This is a genomic window from Saccharothrix syringae, assembly GCF_009498035.1.
Lineage (GTDB): Bacteria > Actinomycetota > Actinomycetes > Mycobacteriales > Pseudonocardiaceae > Actinosynnema > Actinosynnema syringae.
Map to the genome: position 1 here is coordinate 7,514,582 of NZ_CP034550.1, position 21,549 is coordinate 7,536,130.

Genomic DNA, 21,549 nt, shown 5'->3' on the forward strand with positions numbered 1-21,549 from the left:
ATGGCCCCGTGCCCGAAGTGCGCGTTGCCGAACAGGCCGGCGTCGGCGTCACGGGGGCGACGCGGCCGAGCGAGGACCACGTGGTGGTGCTCGACCACGCGGTCGTGGTGCTCGACGGCGCGACGAACCTGACGCCCGGCGCGCGCAGCGGCGGCTGGTACGCGGGCGTGCTCGCCGACGAGCTGGCGCGGCGGCTGGGCGCGGCGCCCGGGGCGGACCTGGCCGACGTGCTCGCCGGGGCGATCCGGGCGGTGGCGGCGGCCGAGGGGCTGGTGCCGGGCGCGTCGCCGTCGAGCACGGTGGCCGTGGCGCGCTGGACCGACGAGCGGGTCGACGCGCTGGTGCTCGCGGACAGCCCGGTCGTGGCGTTCGGGCCGGGCGGGGTGCGGGTGCTCGCCGACGACCACCTGCGCCGGCTGCCGCGGTCCCGGCACACCTACCGCGACCGGTTGCGCACCGGCGGCGGGTACGGCGACGCGCACCTGGAGGCGTTGCGCGCGGGCATGACCAGGACTTCGCGGTACCGCAACACGCCCGGCGGCTTCTGGGTGGCGGAGGCGGACCCGGGCGCGGCGCGGCACGCGAGCCGCGCGAGCTGGGCCCGCGACGAGGTCGACGCCCTGCTGCTGGCCACCGACGGGGTGTCGTGCGGCGTGGACGACTACGGGTTGTTCGACTGGCCGCAGGCGCTCGACCTGGCGCGGCGCGAGGGGCCCGCCGCCGTGCTGGCGGCGGTCCGGCAGGCCGAGGCCGACGACCCCGACGGGGCGCGCTGGCCCAGGGCCAAGCGGCACGACGACCAGGCCCTGGTGCTGGTGGACGGGCTGTAGCCCACGCGCACGGCACCGAACCGACGCGCGTGTCCTCCACTCCGACACCGCGTGTCCTCCACTCGGACACCGCGCCCCCGTTCGAACCGCGCTCAGTTGGCCGGCGTCCCGTCCTCCTCCGGCGGCTCGGACTCGGGGAACGGGTCGGGGTTGGTGTCGCGCAGGTCGGCCGCGTCGGCCTTGGCCTCGGCGATCTCCTGCCGCACCTCGGCCAGCCGCTCGCCCTGCTCCGGCATCTCCACCTCGCGCACCTCGTTCTCGTCGACCATGCGCCCAGGGTTGCCGCCGGCCGGGTCGGCAAACCGCTTTGGACAGCCCCCGGCACGACGGCTACCCTCGATAAGAGACCACCGGTTCGTAAAACCGCCGAGGAGCCCCATGTCGACCACCGCGCCACCCCGCCCCTCCGCGCGGCGGCGGATCACCTTCACGGCGGTCCTGCTCACCCTGACCGCGCTGCTGTTCTGGGTGCCGTGGTTCGGCCTGCTGCCGCCGAGCGCGCGGTGGCCGTGGCCGGTGCAGGTCGCGGGCACGGCGTTCTTCGCGGTCACCTCGGTGGCGTTCCCCCTGCTGCTGGTCCGCGCGCACGGCCGCCGGCACTCCGACCGCGCCTCCCGCGCCGCGCACGCGATGCTCGGCGTGGCCTGGGTGTTCTTCGCCTGGACCCTGGTCACCGACGTGGTGCGGCTCGCCCTGGCCGTGGCGGGCGTGGAGAACCCCCTGCGGGCCCGGGTGGTCGCGGTGCTGCTGCTCGCCACCGGCCTGGCCCTGACCGCGCACGGCGTCCGCGAGGCGCGCCGCGTGCCCCGGGTCCGGCGGACCGACGTGGTGCTGCCCCGGCTCGCCCCGGCGTTCGACGGGCTCACCGTCGCGGTGCTGGCCGACACCCACTACGGCGCGATCGACCGCACCCGCTGGTCCCGCGACACCGTCGCGGCGGTCAACGCCCTGGGCCCGGACGTGGTGGTCCACGTCGGCGACATCGCCGACGGCACGGTCGAGCAGCGCCGGGGCCAGGCCGCGCCGCTGGGCGACGTGCGCGCGGCGCACCGGTTCTACGTCTCCGGCAACCACGAGTACATCAGCAACGCCCAGGCGTGGCTGGACCACATGGCCGAGCTGGGCTGGACCAGCCTGCACAACCAGCACCGGGTGCTGGAGCGCGACGGGGCGCGGCTGGTGTTCGCGGGCGTGGACGACGTCACCGGCGCGCACTCCGGCGAACCCGGCCACGGCGCGGACCTGGCCGCCGCGCTGGCGGGCACCCGGCCCGACGACCCGGTGGTGCTGCTGGCCCACCAGCCCAGTGAGGTCGCCAAGGCCGCCGCCGCGGGCGTGGACCTCCAGCTGTCCGGCCACACCCACGGCGGCCAGATCTGGCCGTTCCACCTGCTGGTGCGGCTCCAGCAGCCGGTGCTGGCCGGGTTGAGCGACCACGGCGAGCGCACCCGCCTCTACACCAGCCGCGGCGCCGGGTTCTGGGGTCCGCCGCTGCGCGTGTTCGCGCCCAGCGAGATCTCCCTGCTGACCCTGCGCACCGCGTAGCATCCCCGCCCCATGAGGGTCGTGGTGGTGGGTGCGAGCGGGTTGGTCGGGCAGCACGTGGTGGAGCGGCTGCGGGCATCGGGGCACGAGGTCACGACCGCGGCGCGGACCGCGCGCGACGGGGTCGACCACGCCGTGGACGCCACGCGGGCCAGCGGCGCGGAGTTCCGGGCCCTGCTGGCCGGGCACGACGGCGTGGTGTTCGCGGCGGGCGTCGACGACCGGGAGGTGCCGCGCCGGCCCGCCTACGCGGTGTTCCACCGCGGCAACGTCGCGCCGGTCGTGCGGCTGCTCACCGCCGCCCGCGAGGAGGGCCTGACCCGCGCCGTGGTCCTCGGGTCGTACTACACGCACTTCCACCGCGAGCGGCCCGAGTGGCGGCTGGCCGAGCGCCACCCGTACATCCGCAGCCGGGTCGAGCAGGCGCGCCTGGGCCGCGCCGCGGCGGGCCCGGACCTGCCGGTGGCGGTGCTGGAGCTGCCGTTCGTGTTCGGCCGCGCGCGCGACCGGCTGCCCAACTGGGCGGGGCCCCTGGACCGGTGGGTGCGCTCGCGCTCGCCGCTGCTCGCCCCGCCCGGCGGCAGCGCCGCGACGACGGCCGCGCGCGTGGCCGAGGTGGCGGTGGACGCGCTGGAGCGGGCCGGCGGCGAGGACCTGCCGGTCGCCGACGACAACCTGACCTGGTCGCGGTTCCTCGGCCTCGTCGCGGACGCGGCCGGCCACCCGCGGCCGGTGCGCGCGCTGCCGGGGGCGGTGGTGCGGGTGGCGCTGTGGCTGACCTGGCTCGCCCACTCGGCGCGGGGGCGGCAGTCCGGGTTGGACCCCAGGTACCTCGGCGACCTGCTGCTGCGGGAGCTGTTCGTCACGCCCGGCCGGCCGGGGTCGGTCGAACCCGCCATCGCGGAGACCTTCCCGCGCGAGTAACGGCGATTCAAGATGTTTGTCCGTTGTGGACCGGTTCGAGGCGTCGGCAGCCGAGCGTGAACGTGCGGGCACACCTTCGGGTGTCCGCACGTCCCCACGGGATGGTTGTCCGCGCCACCGGTCGCAAGCCTCGCCGCGACGGGGTTACGTTCGGGTCGGTCCGGCCCGTCGCGGTGAGGAGGAAGGCGGATGAAGGCCGTTCGAACCGCGCTCTGCGCCGTCTTCGCGGTGCTGGCGCTGACCGCGTCCACCGCGTCCACCGCGCACGCGAGCGCCGCGCCGGAGCCGACCTGCGCGGTGCTGGCGCCGTACGACTTCGAGTGCGTGTTCGTCGGCGTGGTCAAGGGGCGCGTCTTCCTCGACCCGGTCGCGCAGCGGGCCACCACCCAGGTCTACCTGGGGCACAGCCTGTTCGGCTGGCAGAAGGTCGCGGAGGCCACGTGGCCCCGGTCGCGCGTGCAGGCCGCCACGTGCGGCACCGCGTTCAACCACACGGCCTGCCTCTACACCGACTTCAACTGGTCCGAGCGCTTCGTCTCGCTGCGCGCAACCTATGACGAGCGGGAGATCGGGAACTGGCGCTTCACCTGGTAGTGCCCGTCCCGCCGACCGGGTTGCCGCTACAGTCGTGCGGTGTCGGTACAACGGGACGGCAAGCGCGTGCCGCTGTGGTTGGTCGCCTCCTCAGCCGCCGCGGCGGTGGTCGTGCTGCTCGGTGCCTGGTGGTTCACGCGGCCCGGTGACGTTCACGAGGGCGACCCGCCGGAGGGGACCACGGTGATCAACCGGGTGGTGGAGGGGCCGCTCGACCAGATCTCGCGGACCGGTCCGGTGACGCTGTGGACGCCACTGACCACGCAACCGCCGAGGACCCCGTAACCGGGTCGTCGGTCGCGCGCCTCGCGGGCGGGCGACCGACGAGACCCGACGGGCGGTGATCAGGTGGTCGTGGTCGCCGGCCACAGGCGCAGCAACCACTGCTCGTGGTCTTCGTCCGCCTGGTAGTGCGCCTCGAGCACGAAGTGCGGTGCTGGGAGCTCGAACTCCCACTCCTCGTCCATGGTGATGTCGAGTTGCTGGATGCGAGCCCTGGTCACGCGTTCCCAGCGCACGATCGCGGTGACGGACTCCTCCCAGGTCCGCGGTGACGGCGGTGCCGGACTGTCGTGCACCTCGATCGTGAGGTGCACCGGACCGTCTTCCCGGCCGGTGAGCAGTTCGACCTGGCCGGAGCCGGGATCGTTGACCAGGGAGCCGTACTCGGCCGGCACGCCTGTCTGCGGCAATTCCTCGGCTTCGAGCAGGAAGCACCCGCGGGATGCCTCAACGGTCCCCGCACGCCGGTTGATCAAGGTCATGGTAGTCGCCGATCAGCCAATCAAATTAACCCAGAAGGTGTCGTTGTCGATGATGCGGTCCCATTGATACCAGTTGTTGAGCTGGATACCACCTTCCTTGTTCTGACGGGCGGCGATCAGCTTGCCGGAGACGGGCCCACCACTGGCACCGCCCTCCTTGGTCGAGGCGAACGGGTACTCGTCGCACTGCTGCACGCGTCCGTTCCAGCCACCCGGGTTGGCGGCACGGCACTGCGCCTTCGGCCGCGCCCTGTTCTGGTTCTGCGTCGGGGCGTGGCGCAGCCTGGTCAGCGGCGGCCCGTCCGGCGCACCGTTGCGCCAACGACCTGGCGCGCCCAGCACGTCCTGCGCATAGCGGATGTGGTCGACCAGTTCGGAGACCGGATAAGCGTTGTCGTTCTTGTCGTAGGTGAGGAAGGCGCTTACGTTGTTGAAGGTGCACGCCTGCTTGCTGCGGAGCCTGACCGAGTCGCACCGACTGGCGACCCGAGCGCTGACGGTGTTCAGCGAATCCGTCGGGTGAAGGGTCCCACCGGCACCGGTGAACCAGCTGTAGACCTCCAGCGGCGCGACGGCCTCGCCGGTCAAACCGACGTTGGGGATGCTGGTGTCGGTGAGCACCGTCTCGAACACGTTGTTGCGCCCGGCTTTGATGTCGGCCAACGTCGCACGGGTGTCGGGTTGGTAACGCGCGCTGCAGGAAGATCTCCCGGGTGTGCCGGCGCAGTCGGCCCAAGCGGCCACGCGGGCGTCGTCGTCGAACTCACCCTCGACCTCGATCACCTCCAAGGTCTTGCCCCAGATGTGGAACTTCCGATTGTGGGCGTCGGCGTAGCCCAGCCAGACCACCTGGATCAGGATCTTCGCGACCAGGCGGCACTGACCACTGCCGCAGATGAGCCGGTCCCAGTTGACCGTGACGCCGCGACACCACCGGTAGTGGTCCTTCGTCCACCCCTCGGCCGAAGAGGACTTCGCGGCGTTGGCCGGATCTCGGCACTCCTGCTCGAAGCCGACGTCCCAGCCGCTGGCCACCTCCGGCAAGGGGAGCGCGGGCTTGGCCGCACCGACCCCGCCCGGTGCGGCAACACTGAAATCGGCCGCGTTGACCTCGTAGTACTGCTGGCCTGCGCTTTTCAGCGCCGTTCCGTCGAGCGCGGTTTCGTAGAAGCGGTTGACAATGGTTTCACCGGCCGGGTCGGGCGCGGGCACCTGAGCGTTCGCCGCAGGAGCCGCGGTGGCGATCAGAACACTGCCGAGGAGAACAGACCACATTTTTCGGATGCGATGTTTCATCTGGACCACTGCTCCGGAATGCATCGACGACCACGAGGACGAGAATTCCCAGAAAGGCGGAAGCACCGCTTCCGGGTTCAGGCGATGAGGTTCATCGTGTTCCACCCACCGCCGAGCCCCGTGGGGCTGTGGAAGGTGAAGTCACCGTTGTAGCCACCGGCGTTGCGGTAGACCACGAGTTCACCGGTCGACCGCCGGGCCACGACGTCGGTGAAGTCGTCCAGGGTCACGGTGACCAGGCTCATGATCTCCACGGAATGCCACCCCGTGCCCACCTGGACCGGCCCGACGAAGGTCGCCGTGCCGTCGTACCACCGGTTGTGCGGGTACATCTGCAGGGTGCTGTCACCGGCCCTGCGCCCGACGACGTCGACCCGCGAGTCGTCGGAGGTCAGCTCGGCCACGCCGATCCAGTCCATGATGTTCCAGCCCGTACCGATCAACTCGGGCGACGCCCAGGTGTTGGTGCCGTCGAAGATCCCGGTGTGCGGGTAGACGTGGAGGCTGCCGTCACCCCACCGGGCGACGATGTCCTGGTCCCCGTCGTCGGTCACGTCGGCCACCGACAGCGCCGTGACCCCGCCCCACCCGGTGCCCACGAGCACCTCCTCACCGAAGGTCGAGCCACCTTGCAGCTGCCCGCTGCCCGGGTAGACCACGAGGGTGCCGTCGCCGCGTCGCGCGATGAGGTCCGCGGCGAAGTCACCGGTCACCTCGGAGACGGCAATCCAGTTCAGCGCCTGGGCGCCGAACAGCACCGCGTGGCGGGTGGGGTAGGTGCCGGCGCCGTTGAACACCCCGCTGTGCGGGTAGGCGTAGACGGTGCCGGTTGCCGCTTCCCGGGCCACCAGATCCGACCTGCCGTCACCGTTGAGGTCGTGCCACTGGGCGGGCAGGGGATCAGCCGCCGCCCCCACGTCGGCGATCCTCTCGACGGCGCCGGCGGACGAGTCGTCGACCCACCTCGGCGTCCCTGCCCCGGCGCCGACCGGCGCACCCGACAGCACGACTACCACCAGCACCACCGCCGCGGACGCGAACGTCCGCACCCTCGTGCGCACCCAGCGCGGGAAGACATGTTTCACGCAACGATTCCCTCTGCTCGTGACGGAAGGCAAAAAGCAGGAGCGAACCTAAAACGAAAGAGGTGGACAGAATGAGCCGCCGGATCGACACCGCCAGCCAACTCGGCGACCGGAACCGACAGCGGGATCCGCGTTTTGCGTCACCGATGACAGCATTGCCGCAACGCGCGGAACGAATCCCCCTCGAATCACTCCCGCAAATTACGTTAGCGCCCTCCGACGGCAACGCCAAGCAGTTCGATCCCTGTCATCGGGATGCCGAGCGCAGGGCGTCCGGTTTCACATTTCACCGAACTGATGAGGGGCCACACAGCTACAGCGTGGGATAGGTCTCACTCAATCGTCCTGTTGACCGGACGGATTGATCACACGGCGTGCGTCGTGCCGCAGGGGCGAGCACACGGGAAAACCGGCGGTCGAACCGGAAGAGGCGGGCCGGTCACCCGGTCCCGCGGGAAGGACAGTCCGCGACCACCCGTCCGGGCGGGTGATCGCGGACGCGGACCTACCGCCGCCGCCCGGCCGACGGCGGTTCGTCGTAGTCGTAGTCGTAATCGCCGTCGTCCGGCACGTCGAACGGCAGCGGTCGGTTCGTCCACGAGTCCAGCAGCACCAGCAGCGCGGCGAAGACGATGACGACCACGCCGCCCCACGCCAGGTTCCCCCAGATCAAGACGCCCGCGATCAACAGCAGCGGCAGGACGGTGAACAGGATGAAGGGGTCCACCCGCCCCAACCGCCGCCGTCGCCCCGTACTCGCCATCTACGCCCTCCCAGTCAAGCGCCTCCCGGGGTGAACTTACGCGACCGGGTCGGCGGGGGCGTCAACCGGGCGTCACCGGCCCCGCTGCTCCCGGCCCGGGTACTGGCCGCGGGAGCGCTCCAGGGCGGTGGCGAGCACGGCGAGCAGGATCATGCCCGCGCCCAGGCCGAGGTGCAGCAGGTTGTCGGCGGAGTTGAACGGCGCGAAGTTCACCGCGCTGTCCACGTCGATGATCGACCCGTAGACCCACAGCAGCAGGTAGAGGAAGCCGCCGACGACCAGGAACGCCCGCGACGCGCCCGCCGCCCTGGCCGCCGCGACGCCGAGCACGCCGAACAGCAGGTGCAGCAGGTTGTGCAGCACGGAGACCTCGAACACGCCGAACAGCTCGGCGTCGGAGCCCGGCCCGGCGAAGCCCAGGTGCTCGTAGTGGTCGGTGACGCCCGGGATGAACCCGAGCACGCCCACCAGCAGGAACACCGCCCCGACCAGCAGGGAGAAGGACTGGACGGGACGGCGGCGGGTGTCGACGCGGTCGGCCGAGGTCGTCATGGCGGTCCTCCGATCGGGCTCACTGGGCCCTGGCGTACCCGGCGGGTCGGGGGCGAAACCAAGATCACCCCCCTCGGTCGACGGATTCGGAATTCACTTCTCCGCGGATGCGGAACTAAGCTGCACGACGTGCCGAATCTGCGGATCAGTGAAGCGGCCGCCCTGCTCGGCGTCAGTGACGACACCGTGCGCCGGTGGATCGAGCAGGGCCGGTTGACCGAGGTGCAGCTGGACAGCGGCCGCAAGGGCGTCGACGGTCGCGAGCTGGCCGAGCTGGCCCAGCGCCTGGCCGAGGCGCCCGAACCGGGTGCGACCGTCGCGGCGTCGGCGCGCAACCGGATGCGCGGCATCGTCACCAGGGTGGTCAAGGACGGGGTGATGGCCCAGGTCGAGATGCAGGCCGGGCCGTTCCGGGTGGTGTCGCTGATGAGCCGCGAGTCGGCCGACGAACTGGGCCTGGACGTCGGCCGCGTCGCGGTCGCCTCGATCAAGTCCACCCACGTCGTCGTCGAGATCCCGGGGAGCTGACCCGTGCGCAGGACCCTCGCCGTGCTGTCCCTGCTCGCCCTGACCGCCTGCGGCACCGAGAGCGCCGACAGCGCCGAGAACACCGACAGCGGCGGCAACGGCGGCAGCGCCGAACAGACCGTCATCGTGTTCGCCGCGGCCTCGCTGACCGAGGCGTTCACCGAGCTGGGCGCCGAGTTCGAGGCCGCCAACCCCGGCACGGACGTCACCTTCAACTTCGGCGGCAGCTCCGCCCTGGCCCAGCAGATCGGGCAGGGCGCGCCGGCCGACGTGTTCGCCGCCGCCTCCCCCGCCGCCATGGCGCAGGTCCCCGACGCCCCGTCACCGGAGGTCTTCGCCCGCAACCGGCTCCGCATCGCCGTGCCCGGGGGCAACCCCGGCAGGATCACCGGGCTGGCCGACTTCGCCCGGGACGACGCGGTGATCGCGCTGTGCGCCGAGCAGGTGCCGTGCGGCGCGGCGGCGAAGGCGGTGTTCGCGGCCGCCGGGATCACCCCGCGGCCCGACACCCTGGAGCAGGACGTGAAGGCCGCGCTGACCAAGGTGCGGCTGGGCGAGGTCGACGCCGCGCTGGTCTACCGCACCGACGTCCTCGCCGCGGGGGACGAGGTGGAGGGCCTGGACTTCCCCGAGGCCGACCGGGCGGTCAACGACTACCCGATCGCGGCGCTGACCGGGGCGCCCAACCCCACCGGCGCGCGGGCGTTCGTCGAGCACGTCCGGTCCGGGCGGGGGCGCGCGGTGCTCGCCGAGGCGGGGTTCGACCTGCCGTGACCCGAGGCAGGCTGCCCCTGGTCCTGCTGCTGCCGGCGGTGCTGGGCCTGGCGTTCCTGCTCGTCCCGCTGGTGGGCCTGCTGGTCCGCACGCCGTGGGCGGCGCTGCCGGAGCGGCTGTTCAGCGCGTCGGTCGGCGAGGCGCTGCGGCTGTCGCTGGTGTGCGCGTCGCTGGCCACGGTGCTGTGCGTGGTGCTGGGCGTGCCGCTGGCCTGGGTGCTGGCGCGCGGCGACGTGCCGGGGCGCGGGCTGCTGCGGGCGCTGGTGACCGTGCCGCTGGTGCTGCCGCCCGTGGTGGGCGGGGTGGCGCTGCTGTTCGTGCTGGGGCGGCGCGGGCTGGTCGGGCAGTACCTGGACGCGTGGTTCGGCGTGTCGCTGCCGTTCACCCCGGCCGGGGTGGTGCTGGCGGAGGCGTTCGTGGCCATGCCGTTCCTGGTGATCTCGGTGGAGGGCGCGCTGCGGGCCGCCGACCCGCGCTACGAGGAGGCCGCCGCGACGCTGGGCGCGTCGCGCTGGCTGGCGTTCCGGCGGGTGACGCTGCCGTCGGTGCTGCCGGGCGTGGTGGCGGGCACGGTGCTGTGCTGGGCGCGGGCGCTCGGGGAGTTCGGCGCCACCATCACGTTCGCGGGCAACTTCCCCGGCGAGACGACCACCATGCCGCTGGCGGTGTACCTGGCCCTGGAGACCGACCCGGACGCGGCGCTCGTGCTGAGCGCGGTGCTGCTGGTGGTGTCGGTCGCCGTGCTGGCCGCGCTGCGCGACCGGTGGGTGAGCGGGCCGTCGTGACGCTGGACGCGCACCTGGAGTTCTCCCGCGACCGCTTCCGGCTCGCGGTGGGGCTGACCGTCGAACCTGGCGAGGTCGTCGCCCTGCTCGGCCCCAACGGCGCGGGCAAGACCACGGCGCTGCGCGCGCTCGCCGGGCTGCTGCGGTTGACCGGCGGGCACATCCGGCTGGGCGACCGGACGTGGGACGCGCCGCCGGGGGTGTTCCTGCCCGCCGAGCGGCGACCGATCGGCGTGGTGTTCCAGGACTACCTGCTGTTCGCCCACCTGAGCGCGCTGGAGAACGTCGCTTTCGGCCTGCGGGCGCGGGGCGCGGGGCGGGCGCGTGCGCGGGCGGAGGCGGCCCGCTGGCTGGACCGGGTGGGCCTGGCCGGGCACGCCGAGGACAAGCCGCGGGCGCTGTCCGGTGGCCAGGCGCAGCGCGTCGCCCTGGCCCGCGCCCTGGTCACCCGCCCCGACCTGCTGCTGCTGGACGAGCCGCTGGCGGCGCTGGACGCGGCCACCCGCCTGCACGTGCGCGCCGAGCTGGGCGGGCACCTGCGCGACTACCCCGGCCACACCCTGCTGGTCACGCACGACCCGCTGGACGCCATGGTGCTGGCCGACCGGCTGGTGGTGCTGGAGCACGGCCGCGTGGTGCAGCAGGGCCCGCCGACCGAGGTCGCCCGCAGGCCGCGCACCGACTACGTCGCCGACCTGGTGGGCCTGAACCTCTACCGCGGCACCGCGGACGGCACCACCGTGGCCCTCGACGGCGGTGGCGCGCTGACCGTGGCGGCGCCGGTGACCGGGCGGGTGCACGTGGTGTTCCCGCCGAACGCGGTCGGCCTGCACCCCGAGCGGCCCACCGGCAGCCCGCGCAACGCCTGGCGGGTGCGGGTGTCCGGGGTGGAGCAGCACGCGCACACCACCCGGGTCCGGTTGGACGGCGCGCCGCCGGTGCTGGCCGACATCACCACCGCGACCGTGGCCGACCTGCGGCTGCGGCCGGGTGACGAGCTGTGGGTGGCGGTCAAGGCGACCGAGGTGACGGCCTACCCGGCATGAGTGATTGACCAATCACACTTGTTGACAAGGCAGAACCAAGCCTGTTTACTTCACCCCAGAGAGTGAGTGATTGACCAATCACAGTTGGAGGAAGTCATGGAGACGTCGGTGCTGGAGGTCGTGCTGCCCGGTGTGGTCGAGCCGGACGGGCTGGTGCTGCGCCGCGGGCCGCGCCCCACCCCCGGTCGAGGCCAGGCCCTGGTGCGGGTCGAGGCGACGGGCGTGTCGTTCGCCGAGCAGCAGATGCGCCGGGCCAAGTACTACGACCAGCCGCCGTTCCCGTTCGTGCCGGGCTACGACCTGGTCGGCACGGTGGCCGAGGTGGGCCCGGGCGTCGACCCGGCCCTGGTCGGCGGTCGCTTCGCCGCCCTGACCAAGACCGGCGGCTGGGCCAGCCACGCCCTGGTCGCGGCGGCCGACCTGGTGCCGGTGCCCGCCGGCGTCGACCCGGCCGAGGCGGAGACGTTCGTGGTCAACGGCATCACCGCGTGGCAGATGCTGCACCGCGTCGCCCGGGTGACCGAGGGGCACACCGTGCTGGTGCACGGCGCGAACGGCGGCGTCGGCTCCACCCTGGTGCAGCTCGCCCGCCTGGCCGGGGCGCGCGTCATCGGCACCGCCTCGCCGCGCCACCACGACGCCGTGCGCGCGCTGGGCGCCACCCCGGTCGACTACCGCGACCCCGACCTGCCCGCGAAGGTGCGCGCCCTGGCACCCGGCGGCGTGGACGCGGTGTTCGACCACGTCGGCGGCCCCGGCATCGTCGACTCCTGGCGCCTGCTGGCCCCGCGCGGCGCGCTGGTCGCCTACGGCACCGCGTCAACGCGGGACGAGGGCGGCAACTCGCGGCTGCCGGTGCTGAGGCTGTTCGCCCGCCTGCTGTGGTGGGACCTGCTGCCCAACGGCCGCACGGCGAAGTTCTTCAACATCTGGGCGGGCAGGCGCCGGGCCGCCCGGTTCCGCGCGCGGCTGGCGGACGACCTCGGCGCGGTGCTGGCGCTGCTGGCCGAGGGGCGGCTGCGCCCGCAGGTGGCCGCGCGGGTGCCGTTGGCGGAGGTGGCCCGGGCGGTGGAGCTGGCCGAGTCCGGCACGGTGGCGGGCAAGGTCGTGCTGGTGCCTTGAGCGCCCCCGGGCCGGGCGCGGCGGGCCGCCCCGCGGTCGGCCTCACAGGCGGTCGGGCGCCTCGATCCCCAGCAGCTCCGGCCCCAGCGCCAGGACCCGCGACGTGAGCCGCGCCGGCGCCGACAGGCCCAGGAGCCTGAGCGCCAGCGCCCGCTCGGCGGCCTCGGCGAGCACCACCGGGGTGCCGGGGCCGACCTCGCGCCCGGCCCGCCCGAGCACCGACCGCGCGCGGGCGTTGGCGTACTGGAGGTACACCGAGGTGTTGCCCTCCACCGCCGGCATCCGGTCCCACGCGAACACGTAGTCCTTCTCGCGGTCGCTCGACAGGTCGGCGTACTTCACCGCGCCGGTGCCGACCGCCCGCGCCACCGCCTCCCGCAGCAGCTCGACCGGCTTCACCGACGCGCCCGCGCGGGTGCGCAGCAGCTTGCCGTCCTCGCCGAGCACCGAGCCGAACCCGACGTGCTCGGCGCGGCGCCCCTCCCCCAGCCACCCGGCGGCGGTCGCGGTGGCGAAGACCATCCGGAAGTGCGGTTCCGGTGACGCCCGAACGATCGATGCCCGAAGGGGCGCCGTGGGCCGGCCGGCGGGTCGTGTTGCGGCGCCCCTCGTTGGGCCCGGTTCCGAGGGAACTCTCAACAGCGTTATTCACTGGCTGCCGGCATCAGAGGCCGGGATGATCCATCCGTAAGCGGTCTGCCGTGCCCGGTTGTCGGGGATGAAGGAAACCGACATGACCGTTCCGGGCGGCCGCGGCTGCATTGTGCCTGCGATGTGCGCGGTGGCGACTCGCACGGCGGCCGGGGTTCGAGACGGGCAAACGCTGCGGCAAGCGCATTTCGATGAAGGAGGACGTGCCGGGTGAACGACCACCACGAGGTTCCGTCGCTGCTGGAAGGGATCGCCACGGCGATGTCGGAGGCGATCGGCCGGGTCCGTGAGGACCTGGCCGGGGCGAATCCGGTGGTGCGACGATCCGAGCACGCCGATTTCCAGTCCAACGCCGCGCTGGCACTGGCCAGGCGCGTCGGTGCCGGGCCCCGCGACCTGGCGGCGGACATCGCGGCCGCGCTCGATGGCGAAGCCGACGGGCCGATCGCGTCGGCGGTGCCGTCCGGGCCGGGGTTCCTCAACCTCACCGTCGCCCAGGACGCGCTCTGGGCGCAGGTGGCGGCCCGGCTGGCCGACCCGCGGCTGGGCGTGGGCACGCCCGAGCGGGGACGTCGGACCGTGATCGACTACTCCGCGCCCAACATCGCCAAGGAGATGCACGTCGGGCACCTGCGGACGACGGTCATCGGCGACAGCCTCGCCCGCGTGCTGGGCTTCCTCGGCGCGGACGTGGTGCGCCAGAACCACCTGGGCGATTTCGGCACGCAGTTCGGCATGCTGATCCAGTACCTCGACGAGCACCCCGACGCCGCCTGGCACCAGGACGAGCTGGACGGCGGGACGTCCGCGGTCTCGGCGCTGGACGGCCTGTACCGGTCGGCGCGCGCGGAGTTCGACGCCGACCCGGCCTTCGCCGACCGGGCCCGCTCCCGGGTCGTCGCACTGCAGTCCGGCGAGCCGGCGACCGTCGCGGCGTGGAAGGACATCGTGGCCGAGTCCGAGCGGTCCTTCCGCGCGGTCTACGACCGGTTGGGCGTGCTGCTCACGCCGGAGGACTCGGTCGGGGAGTCGTTCTACCACCCGATGCTGGGCGACACCGTCGCGGAGCTGGTCGACGCGGGCCTGGTCGTGGAGAGCGAGGACGCGTTGGTGTTCTACTCCAGCGAGGTGTCCGGTCCCGAGGGCAGGCCGGTGACCCTGATGGTGCGCAAACGCGACGGCGGGTACGGCTACGACGCCACCGACCTGGCCACCATCCGCTACCGCATCCGCGACCTCGAGGCGGACCGGTTGGTCTACGTCACCGACTCGCGTCAGGCGCTGCACTTCCGGCTCGTGTTCGAGGCGGCCCGTCGCGCCGGGTGGCTCACCGGCGGGGTCGGCGCGGAGCACGTCGCCTACGGCACGATCCTCGGCCCGGACGGGCGGCCGTTCAAGACCAGGGCGGGCGGCACCGTGCGCCTGACGGATCTGCTCGACGCCGCCGTGTCCCGGGCCCGCGCCGTCGTCGCGGACAAGAACCCCGACCTCGACCCCGCCGAACTGGACCGCATCGCCGAACAGGCGGGGATCGCTGCGGTCAAGTACGCCGACCTGTCGACCTCGCGGGTCAAGGACTACTCCTTCGACGTCGACCGGATGGTCTCCTTCACCGGCGACACCGGCGTCTACCTCCAGTACGCCCACGCCCGGATCAGCTCGATCCTGCGCCGCGCCGGCGACCCGGACACCGCGGTCGACAGCGTCGACAGCACCGTGCCGCTCCAGCCCGCCGAACGGACCCTCGCCCTGGAGCTCGACGCCTACGGCACCGTCCTCGACGAGGTCGCGACCACCCTGGAACCGCACCGGCTCTGCGGCTACCTCTACGACCTGGCCCGCGCCTTCACCGCCTTCTACGAGGCGTGCCCGGTCCTCAAGGCCGAAGACCCCGTCCGCGGCAACCGGCTGGCCCTGTGCCGGCTCGCGGTGCGCACCCTGGGCCACGGACTCGACCTGCTGGGGATCGTCGCACCGGACCGCATGTGATCCGCCGAGCAGGTGGTCGAGCGGGTCCGCGGACTCCGGCGGTGTGGCGAACCGCCGACACGGACGAGCCCGCCCTCGCGGTCCTGCTCGGCACCGGCCTGGTTCGTCGCTGTGCGGGTGCGGAGGCGGGGGCCGACGACCGGTTGGCGGCGTCCGAGAAGAGGTGTCGGGCGTCCGAACGGCAGGTGGACAATGCGCCGTGGAGGTGGTGGTTGGTTCTCGTGCCCTGTACTCCACCGACCCGTCCGACGCGCAGCGGAAACGGCTGGCCCGGCTCGTTCCGGCGGTGGAGCCGGGTGGTCGTCCGCCGGTGCGCTCGCGGCGGGAGATCGTCAACGCGCTGTCCTACCGGGTGCGGTCCGGGTGCGCCTGGCGGCTGCTGCCGCACGATCTGCCGCCGTGGCAGGCGGTGTACCACTACTGGTGGACCTGGCGACAGGCAGGGCGGTGGGAGCGGATCTCGTCGGCGTTGCGCCGACGGGACCACCGTCGGGTGGGCCGAAACCTCGTGCCCAGTGTCGGGGTGATCGGCGGTCGGAGCGTGCGGGGCATCGACGGTGGCGGGTGGCACGGCCACGACGGTGACCAAGCGGCATCGGGGTCAAGTCCCGAGCGCATCATCCGGGTTCCGGTGGCTGCCGGGGAACACCGCGCAGCGCGACGCGCTGGTATCAGCGCACGTGGTAAACGGCGGCCGCGTCCGTGCGGCAGCGTGGATCAACGGCCGCGTCCGCAGTCGGATGATCCGCGCGCCGACTGCGGGACTCCTGGCGGAGCGACGCTCTACGACGTCCGATCCGCCAGAAGTTCCCTCGTCCCGTCATCACGGCCCTCGGCCGCCGCGGTCCGCGATGGGCTCGCTCACGCCCCGTCGGTCGGGCGGTCAGGCGCCTGGACTCGCCCACCGCACGATGGCCGGCATCGGGAGGCACACGGCCGCCAGGACGCCGCCCAGCACCAGCCAACCGGGGAGGCCCTGCTCCAGGCACACTGCCGCCAGGATCGCCGGACCGGCGGCGTTGGCCGCGCCTTGGCCCAGTCCGAAGATGCCGGCGTACTGGCCCTGGGCGTGCGGTTGGGCCAGGCTGAAGGCCAGTTCGAACGACGCCGCCGCGTGCCACAGTTCGCCGAAGGTGTAGCTCACCACGGCGACCAGGAGCACCACGACCGCCGGCCACGTGGGCAGGGTCGCCGTGGCGCCGATCAAGGCCGAGGCCACCAGCAGCGCCAGCCCTGCCCAGCGCATTCGCCTGCCGGCGGACCGGGGGTCGACCACGCCTCGGCTCAGGCGGACCTGGAGGCCCACCACCAGGGCACCGTTGAGGATGAAAACCGCGGTGATGGCGGCCCGGGGGACGGTGGTGCTGTCCACGATCCACAGCGGCAGGGCGAAGGCCGGGATGGCCAGGTGCACCGAGATCAGACCGTTGACGAGCGCTACCGCGAGGTACGGACGGTCGGTCAGGGCCACCCAGCGGCGTTGGGCCGGCTCCACCGGCAGCGGGTCGACGTGGGGCAGCCTGGTCAGGATCGCGCACGCCAGCAGGAAGGTGAACGCACTGCTCAGGATCAACGCCACGTAGACCGGGCCGGTGTCCAGCTGGATGCCGATGGTGGCGATGAGGATGCCCGCCATGACGCCCACGTTGGTGACGGCGCGTTGGTAGGACAGGAACCACGTCGAGCGGTCACCGGCCAGTGCCCTGATGAGCGGGGCGCGGCTGGCCGAGCCCGCCGCCCCCACCAAGGCCGTCAGCAGTGAGACCAGGGCCAGGGCCCAGAAGGTGCGGGCCACGACGAAGCCCGCGGTGGCCGCCGCGCCGCAGAGCATGACGCCGATGTGGACCTGTTTGGGACCTCTGCGATCGGCTACGTGGCCGACCAGGGGTCCGGCGACGAGCCCGGCCGCCGCCCCCACGGTCAGCGCCAGCCCCACCTCCACCGCGGACATGCCGACGATGCGGGTCAGGTACAGGGTGGAGCTCCCGAGGAGGATGCCGCCGCCGACGGTCACCACGAGGACGGAGCCGACCAGTGCGCGTTGCGGACCCGGTGGGGGTAACAGCTGGTTGAGCAGGCGCCGGGCCCTGGTCGGCGGTTCGGGGTCGAGGGCGCGGGGCCGGCCCGCGCCCGTCCGCTCGCTCATTCGCCGGCGTAGAGCCAGTCGCGGTACTCGCGGTCCGGCGACTGGCGGCGCTGCCACGCCCACCGTTCGCCGCTGGTGAGCCCCGGCTCGGCGACGAAGAGGCGGTCGCGGAACCAGTCGCGCAGCTCGGCCACCCGGATCTCGAACTCCTCGACGGTCCCGGTGACGACCAGCAGGGCGCCCAGCATGTCGGCGGACGCCGAGAAGTTGGAGTTGAGGTTCGCGCCCGGCGGCACGTACATCTGGGCGAACGCCACGTTCGGCTGAGCGACCAGTTCGTCCGCGGTCGGGTAGCCGAACACGGTGCCCTCGGGGCCGTAGAGGGCGGCGCAGCCGACGACGTCGGGGTTGACCTTGACCACGAGTTCCGGCTTGTGGCCCAGCGCGCCGAGCAGGGCGGCTTCACCCATGTCGACGTTGAACTTGGCCATCACCTGCTCCTGCGTGAGGGCGCCACCGCGGCGGGCGGCGCACTCGCTGAACACGATGCGACCGGTGCCCTCCTCCTGGAACAGCTCCATGTGGAAGACGCCGTCCTGGAGGCCGAGCGCGGCGATCGCGTCGCGGACCACGGGGTCGGCGGCCCGGTAGGCGTCCGACTCCTGGACCGGGTCCAGGCGCCGCAGCGAGATCGGCACCTGGCCGGTGATCGCGTCCAGGCACGGCTGGGTGTACGCGCCCAGGCCGTAGAACAGCACCTCACCGCCGAAGACGACACCCTCGGCCATCCACTCCGAGCCGGGGATGTACTCCTCCAGCAGGAACGTCCGGTTGGTCTCCTTCTTCTCCCGGGCGGTGCGGCTCGCGGCCTCCAGGTCCTTGCGCTCGCGGACCACGCTGGTGGAGGTGGTGCCGCCGCCCGCGATGGGCTTGAGCACGGCCTGCTCGAACTCGAACTTGACGTCCTCGACGTGGTAGATGTCCTCGATGACCTCGCAGCGGGCGACCGGGACACCCGCTTCCCGCAACCTGGCCTTCTGCAACGACTTGTCGCGGAACAGCAGCGCCGTGGTCGGGTCGATCGACCGGCAGCCCAGGGCGCGGCCCAGCACGGCCGCGGTCACCACGGAGAACTCCCAGGTGGTCTGCACCGCGTCGAACTTCTTGTCGCCGAAGCCCGCCCGGTGCAGCGCCGCGAGGCAGTCCTCCGATTTGGTCACGTCGTCGACGCGAATCATGGTGCCACCGGGTGGCACCTGGATGCGACCGGAGTCATATGCCCCCGAATTGCACAGCAACACCGCTTCGACGTTGCGCCGTTCGCACGCCCGCAACACATACGGGTCGGCGCCGATCAACAGAACGGACGTCCCAGTCACGTACCCCTCCAGAGTTCTGTTCACTTCCAATATTCGGAAGCCGCGTCATGCTATCGCCCGCGGAGCCCGCGGTGAGCGAATATTCCGCGCCGCGCAAACGATGAACGCACAGTGACGCACTCGCCGGTCACCGTGGGCTCTATTCACCCGAATGTCCGTACCCCCTCGTTCGATGTTCACGACGGGTGTCCGCCATGCCCCCTCAACAGGAACGTTCGCCACGAACGCGCCGATCGGGCGATCGGGGACGCGCAGTGCACTTCGGCACACCGAAACGGTTCCGACGAAAACCCGCGCCGACCCGCCACCCGGACTTCACGCCGCAGCGGGCGCACGTGCGCGCACACCGCCGCCGGACCTTTCGGACATTCGGGTAAGCAACTCGCCGATCAGCTCATCGTACGACGCTCCCGCGTCGGAACGGCGAGGTTTCGACAGACCGTGGAATCATCTGCCGAAAGATTGCCCGTTGATGGAAGATTTTACCCGGCTTGTCGACGCGACTGTTGGACGGGGGGCAATTCCTGCTACTTGTAGGACGTGCGCGCGGTCCCGCGGGCACCCGGCAGGGCATTCGGGGAGCCCACGTGCACCGGGGGCAGGATGATCTCCTTCGACAACTTCGTGGACGGCAAGCGATGCGCGGCCGCCGACGAGCGGCGCCTGGACGTCGTGGACCCGACCACCGGAGAGGTCTACGCGACGTCGCCGCTGTCGGGCCGGGCCGACGTGGACGCGGCCGTGGACGCCGCCGCGCGGGCCTTCGAGTCGTGGCGCTGGACGACGCCGTCGGAGCGCCAGCTCGCCCTGCTGCGGATCGCGGACGCGGTCGAGGCGCGGGCCGCGGAGCTGGTCGACGCCGAGTGCGCCGACACCGGCAAGCCCCGTGCCCGCACGGCCGCCGAGGAGATCCCGCCGTGCGTCGACCAGCTCCGCTTCTTCGCCGGCGCAGCCCGGTTGCTGGAGGGGCGTTCGGCGGGCGAGTACCTGGCCGGGCACACCTCGTACGTGCGGCGCGAGCCGGTCGGCGTGTGCGCGCAGGTGACGCCCTGGAACTACCCGTTGATGATGGCCGTGTGGAAGATCGCCCCCGCGTTGGCGGGGGGCAACACGGTGGTGCTCAAGCCGTCCGAGACGACGCCCGCCACGACCACCCTGCTCGCCGGGATTTGCGCGGAGTTCCTGCCGCCGGGGGTGTTCAACGTGGTGTGCGGCGACCGGGACACCGGACGTGCGCTGGTGTCGCACCCGAGGCCGGACATGGTGGCCATCACCGGGTCCGTCCAGGCGGGCATGGCGGTCGCCGAGGCGGCGGCGGCGAACCTCGCGCGGGCCCACTTGGAGCTGGGCGGCAAGGCGCCGGTGGTGGTCTTCGCGGACGCCGACATCGCCGCCGCGGCCGAGGGCATCGCGGCCGCCGCCTACTACAACGCCGGCCAGGACTGCACGGCGGCGAGCCGCGTCCTCGTCGCCACCGAGGTGCACGACGAACTGGTCGCCGCGCTGACCGGACAGGCGCGCGCCACGCGGACGGGCGCGCCCGACGAGCCGGGCGTGGTCTACGGGCCGCTGAACAACGCCGCACAGCTCGACCGCGTGTCGGCGACAGTCGACCGGCTGCCCGACCACGCCACCGTGCACCACGGCGGGTCGCGGGTCGGCGAACGGGGTTACTTCTACGCGCCGACGGTCGTGTCCGGGGTGCGCCACGACGACGAGGTCAGCCAGAACGAGATATTCGGGCCGGTGATCACGGTGCAGTCCTTCAGCGGCGAGGACGAGGCCGTGCGGTGCTCCAACGCAGTCCGGTACGGCCTGGCGTCGTCGGTCTGGACCAGGGACCACAGCCGGGCGATGCGGATGACCGCGCGGCTGGACTTCGGCTGCGTCTGGGTCAACACGCACATCCCGTTCGTCGCCGAGATGCCACACGGCGGGTTCAAGCACTCCGGATACGGCAAGGACCTGTCGCTGTACGGGTTCGAGGACTACACCCGGATCAAGCACGTGATGAGCGCGGTCGAGGGCCTCCCCGGCAGCTAGCGGCGGGCGTCCGACCGCCGGGCGCACCGACCGGGGGGCAGCCCGCCGCGGACCGCACCGACCACCACCCCGCCACGCGGACCGCACCAACCACCACGCCGCCACGCGGACCGCACCGACCACCACCCCGCCACGCGGACCGCACCGACCGCCGCCCCGCCACGCGGACCACCAACCACCACGCGGACCGACCCGGCCACCGCCCGCAGCGCGGGCCGGTCGGGTCGGTTGGTGGAGCACGACACTGCCCGTCTGGGCCCGGAGGGATGGTGTATTATCGCGGCATCGCCCTTCAATAGAAGGATCTGCCACATGGACGCCATCGACCGGAAGATCCTTGCCGCGCTCCAGGACGACGGTCGGTTGACCGTCACGGAGCTGGCTTCCCGGGTCGGGCTGAGCGTCTCGCCGTGCCACCGTCGCTTGCGCGAACTGGAACGCGTCCGGACGATCCGCGGCTACCGGGCGGTGGTGGACGCCGCGGCCCTCGGGTTGACCTTCCAGGCGCTGGTGTTCGTGACCATGCGGCAGGAGGACCGCAACACCCTGCTCGGCTTCGAGGCGGCGGTCGCCTGCATCCCGGAGGTCGTCCAGGCGCAGCGGCTGTTCGGCGACCCCGACTACCTGCTGCGCGTCGTCACCGCCGACCTCGCCGCCTACCAGCGCCTGGAGGACGACCACCTGGCGGCGTTGCCCGGCATCCAACGGCTGACGTCCACGCTGGTGATGAAGGACGTGGTCGACAGCCGCCCCCTGTCCGCCCCCGCGTAGGCCCCGTGCGCCGCGGCACGGG

At 72.6% G+C, this 21,549-nt stretch carries 22 protein-coding genes and 1 pseudogene; 14 read left to right on the top strand and 9 right to left on the bottom strand.

Annotated features, from left to right (window positions below):
* The first annotated feature begins 8 nt into the window (after positions 1-8).
* A complete protein-coding gene (locus EKG83_RS31725; protein ID WP_033429257.1) occupies positions 9-830 on the top strand; it encodes a protein phosphatase 2C domain-containing protein in 822 nt (273 codons plus the stop codon).
* Between the two features lie 92 nt (positions 831-922).
* Here EKG83_RS31725 and EKG83_RS31730 read toward each other — a convergent pair whose 3' ends face one another.
* On the bottom strand, positions 923-1,099 hold the full coding sequence (locus tag EKG83_RS31730) for a hypothetical protein (RefSeq protein ID WP_153278575.1): 177 nt from the start codon (positions 1,097-1,099) through the stop codon (positions 923-925).
* A 109-nt stretch (positions 1,100-1,208) separates the two neighbouring features.
* Here EKG83_RS31730 and EKG83_RS31735 point away from each other — a divergent pair, with 109 nt between their 5' ends.
* From EKG83_RS31735 to EKG83_RS31750, 4 genes are all read left to right on the top strand, one after another.
* The gene (locus EKG83_RS31735; RefSeq protein ID WP_033429256.1) at positions 1,209-2,375 is read left to right on the top strand and encodes a metallophosphoesterase; all 1,167 of its coding nucleotides are present in this window, start codon (positions 1,209-1,211) and stop codon (positions 2,373-2,375) included.
* A gap of 12 nt (positions 2,376-2,387) precedes the next feature.
* Positions 2,388-3,299: an NAD-dependent epimerase/dehydratase family protein gene (locus EKG83_RS31740; RefSeq protein WP_033429255.1), complete on the top strand. Its 912-nt coding sequence runs from the start codon at positions 2,388-2,390 to the stop codon at positions 3,297-3,299.
* A gap of 189 nt (positions 3,300-3,488) precedes the next feature.
* Positions 3,489-3,893 carry a hypothetical protein gene (locus tag EKG83_RS31745; protein ID WP_033429254.1) on the top strand — a complete coding sequence of 135 codons (405 nt, stop codon included), beginning with the start codon at positions 3,489-3,491 and terminating at the stop codon, positions 3,891-3,893.
* 39 nt (positions 3,894-3,932) lie between these two features.
* Positions 3,933-4,178 (top strand): hypothetical protein, encoded by a 246-nt coding sequence (locus EKG83_RS31750; RefSeq protein ID WP_153278576.1) that lies wholly within the window; start codon positions 3,933-3,935, stop codon positions 4,176-4,178.
* 59 nt (positions 4,179-4,237) lie between these two features.
* Here the strand turns inward: EKG83_RS31750 and EKG83_RS31755 are convergent, their stop codons facing one another.
* The 5 genes from EKG83_RS31755 to EKG83_RS31775 all read right to left on the bottom strand — a co-directional run bounded on the left by EKG83_RS31755 (position 4,238) and on the right by EKG83_RS31775 (position 8,353).
* Entirely contained in the window at positions 4,238-4,651 is a 414-nt protein-coding gene (locus tag EKG83_RS31755; RefSeq protein ID WP_211269024.1) for a hypothetical protein, read from the bottom strand.
* An 18-nt stretch (positions 4,652-4,669) separates the two neighbouring features.
* Positions 4,670-6,058: a NucA/NucB deoxyribonuclease domain-containing protein gene (locus tag EKG83_RS31760; protein ID WP_153278578.1), complete on the bottom strand. Its 1,389-nt coding sequence runs from the start codon at positions 6,056-6,058 to the stop codon at positions 4,670-4,672.
* Complete coding sequence (locus tag EKG83_RS31765; protein ID WP_153278579.1) at positions 6,031-7,038, bottom strand: hypothetical protein; 1,008 nt, start codon at positions 7,036-7,038, stop codon at positions 6,031-6,033. The genes EKG83_RS31760 and EKG83_RS31765 overlap by 28 nt, the downstream gene beginning before the upstream one ends.
* Before the next feature lie 505 nt (positions 7,039-7,543).
* Positions 7,544-7,765: a hypothetical protein gene (locus EKG83_RS31770; protein WP_033429248.1), complete on the bottom strand. Its 222-nt coding sequence runs from the start codon at positions 7,763-7,765 to the stop codon at positions 7,544-7,546.
* Between the two features lie 108 nt (positions 7,766-7,873).
* Positions 7,874-8,353 (bottom strand): DUF4383 domain-containing protein, encoded by a 480-nt coding sequence (locus tag EKG83_RS31775; protein WP_033429247.1) that lies wholly within the window; start codon positions 8,351-8,353, stop codon positions 7,874-7,876.
* A 129-nt stretch (positions 8,354-8,482) separates the two neighbouring features.
* Here EKG83_RS31775 and EKG83_RS31780 point away from each other — a divergent pair, with 129 nt between their 5' ends.
* From EKG83_RS31780 to EKG83_RS31800, 5 genes are all read left to right on the top strand, one after another.
* Positions 8,483-8,881, top strand: a complete 399-nt coding sequence (locus EKG83_RS31780; protein WP_033429246.1) for a TOBE domain-containing protein — start codon at positions 8,483-8,485, stop codon at positions 8,879-8,881.
* A 3-nt stretch (positions 8,882-8,884) separates the two neighbouring features.
* Positions 8,885-9,655 (top strand): molybdate ABC transporter substrate-binding protein, encoded by a 771-nt coding sequence (modA, locus tag EKG83_RS31785; RefSeq protein ID WP_033429245.1) that lies wholly within the window; start codon positions 8,885-8,887, stop codon positions 9,653-9,655.
* Positions 9,652-10,440 (top strand): molybdate ABC transporter permease subunit, encoded by a 789-nt coding sequence (modB, locus tag EKG83_RS31790; RefSeq protein ID WP_033429244.1) that lies wholly within the window; start codon positions 9,652-9,654, stop codon positions 10,438-10,440. Before modA ends, modB begins: the two co-directional genes overlap by 4 nt.
* Entirely contained in the window at positions 10,437-11,486 is a 1,050-nt protein-coding gene (locus tag EKG83_RS31795; protein WP_033429342.1) for an ABC transporter ATP-binding protein, read from the top strand. The genes modB and EKG83_RS31795 overlap by 4 nt, the downstream gene beginning before the upstream one ends.
* Positions 11,487-11,582: 96 nt before the next feature.
* Positions 11,583-12,608, top strand: coding sequence for a medium chain dehydrogenase/reductase family protein (locus EKG83_RS31800; RefSeq protein ID WP_033429243.1), 1,026 nt, complete (start codon positions 11,583-11,585; stop codon positions 12,606-12,608).
* Between the two features lie 42 nt (positions 12,609-12,650).
* Here EKG83_RS31800 and argS (EKG83_RS31805) read toward each other — a convergent pair whose 3' ends face one another.
* On the bottom strand, positions 12,651-13,247 hold the full coding sequence (gene argS, locus EKG83_RS31805; RefSeq protein WP_428829917.1) for an arginine--tRNA ligase domain-containing protein: 597 nt from the start codon (positions 13,245-13,247) through the stop codon (positions 12,651-12,653).
* A 222-nt stretch (positions 13,248-13,469) separates the two neighbouring features.
* Between argS (EKG83_RS31805) and argS (EKG83_RS31810) the strand changes: the two genes are divergently transcribed.
* Together argS (EKG83_RS31810) and EKG83_RS48520 are read left to right on the top strand one after the other, a co-directional pair.
* Complete coding sequence (gene argS / locus EKG83_RS31810; protein WP_228122294.1) at positions 13,470-15,248, top strand: arginine--tRNA ligase; 1,779 nt, start codon at positions 13,470-13,472, stop codon at positions 15,246-15,248.
* Between the two features lie 208 nt (positions 15,249-15,456).
* Positions 15,457-15,696 (top strand): annotated as a pseudogene (locus EKG83_RS48520) (transposase); the annotation flags it as partial.
* A gap of 435 nt (positions 15,697-16,131) precedes the next feature.
* Here the strand turns inward: EKG83_RS48520 and EKG83_RS31820 are convergent.
* Positions 16,132-17,394, bottom strand: coding sequence for an MFS transporter (locus tag EKG83_RS31820; RefSeq protein WP_051764982.1), 1,263 nt, complete (start codon positions 17,392-17,394; stop codon positions 16,132-16,134).
* Entirely contained in the window at positions 17,391-18,554 is a 1,164-nt protein-coding gene (locus EKG83_RS31825; RefSeq protein WP_153278580.1) for an ATP-grasp domain-containing protein, read from the bottom strand. The genes EKG83_RS31820 and EKG83_RS31825 overlap by 4 nt, the downstream gene beginning before the upstream one ends.
* A 762-nt stretch (positions 18,555-19,316) precedes the next feature.
* Between EKG83_RS31825 and EKG83_RS31830 the strand changes: the two genes are divergently transcribed.
* Together EKG83_RS31830 and EKG83_RS31835 are read left to right on the top strand one after the other, a co-directional pair.
* Positions 19,317-20,756 carry an aminobutyraldehyde dehydrogenase gene (locus tag EKG83_RS31830; RefSeq protein WP_033429240.1) on the top strand — a complete coding sequence of 480 codons (1,440 nt, stop codon included), beginning with the start codon at positions 19,317-19,319 and terminating at the stop codon, positions 20,754-20,756.
* 312 nt (positions 20,757-21,068) lie between these two features.
* On the top strand, positions 21,069-21,527 hold the full coding sequence (locus EKG83_RS31835) for an Lrp/AsnC family transcriptional regulator (RefSeq protein ID WP_033429238.1): 459 nt from the start codon (positions 21,069-21,071) through the stop codon (positions 21,525-21,527).
* The last annotated feature ends 22 nt before the right edge of the window (positions 21,528-21,549 follow it).

What these genes read in the sequence shown, in the direction of transcription:
- EKG83_RS31740 (WP_033429255.1), top strand. Translation starts at nt 2,388, where the DNA reads ATGAGGGTCGTGGTGGTGGGTGCGAGCGGGTTGGTCGGGCAGCACGTG.
- EKG83_RS31820 (WP_051764982.1), bottom strand. Translation starts at nt 17,394, where the DNA reads ATGAGCGAGCGGACGGGCGCGGGCCGGCCCCGCGCCCTCGACCCCGAA.
- EKG83_RS31735 (WP_033429256.1), top strand. Translation starts at nt 1,209, where the DNA reads ATGTCGACCACCGCGCCACCCCGCCCCTCCGCGCGGCGGCGGATCACC.
- EKG83_RS31830 (WP_033429240.1), top strand. Translation starts at nt 19,317, where the DNA reads ATGATCTCCTTCGACAACTTCGTGGACGGCAAGCGATGCGCGGCCGCC.
- EKG83_RS31745 (WP_033429254.1), top strand. Translation starts at nt 3,489, where the DNA reads ATGAAGGCCGTTCGAACCGCGCTCTGCGCCGTCTTCGCGGTGCTGGCG.
- EKG83_RS31775 (WP_033429247.1), bottom strand. Translation starts at nt 8,353, where the DNA reads ATGACGACCTCGGCCGACCGCGTCGACACCCGCCGCCGTCCCGTCCAG.
- EKG83_RS31835 (WP_033429238.1), top strand. Translation starts at nt 21,069, where the DNA reads ATGGACGCCATCGACCGGAAGATCCTTGCCGCGCTCCAGGACGACGGT.
- EKG83_RS31800 (WP_033429243.1), top strand. Translation starts at nt 11,583, where the DNA reads ATGGAGACGTCGGTGCTGGAGGTCGTGCTGCCCGGTGTGGTCGAGCCG.
- EKG83_RS31730 (WP_153278575.1), bottom strand. Translation starts at nt 1,099, where the DNA reads ATGGTCGACGAGAACGAGGTGCGCGAGGTGGAGATGCCGGAGCAGGGC.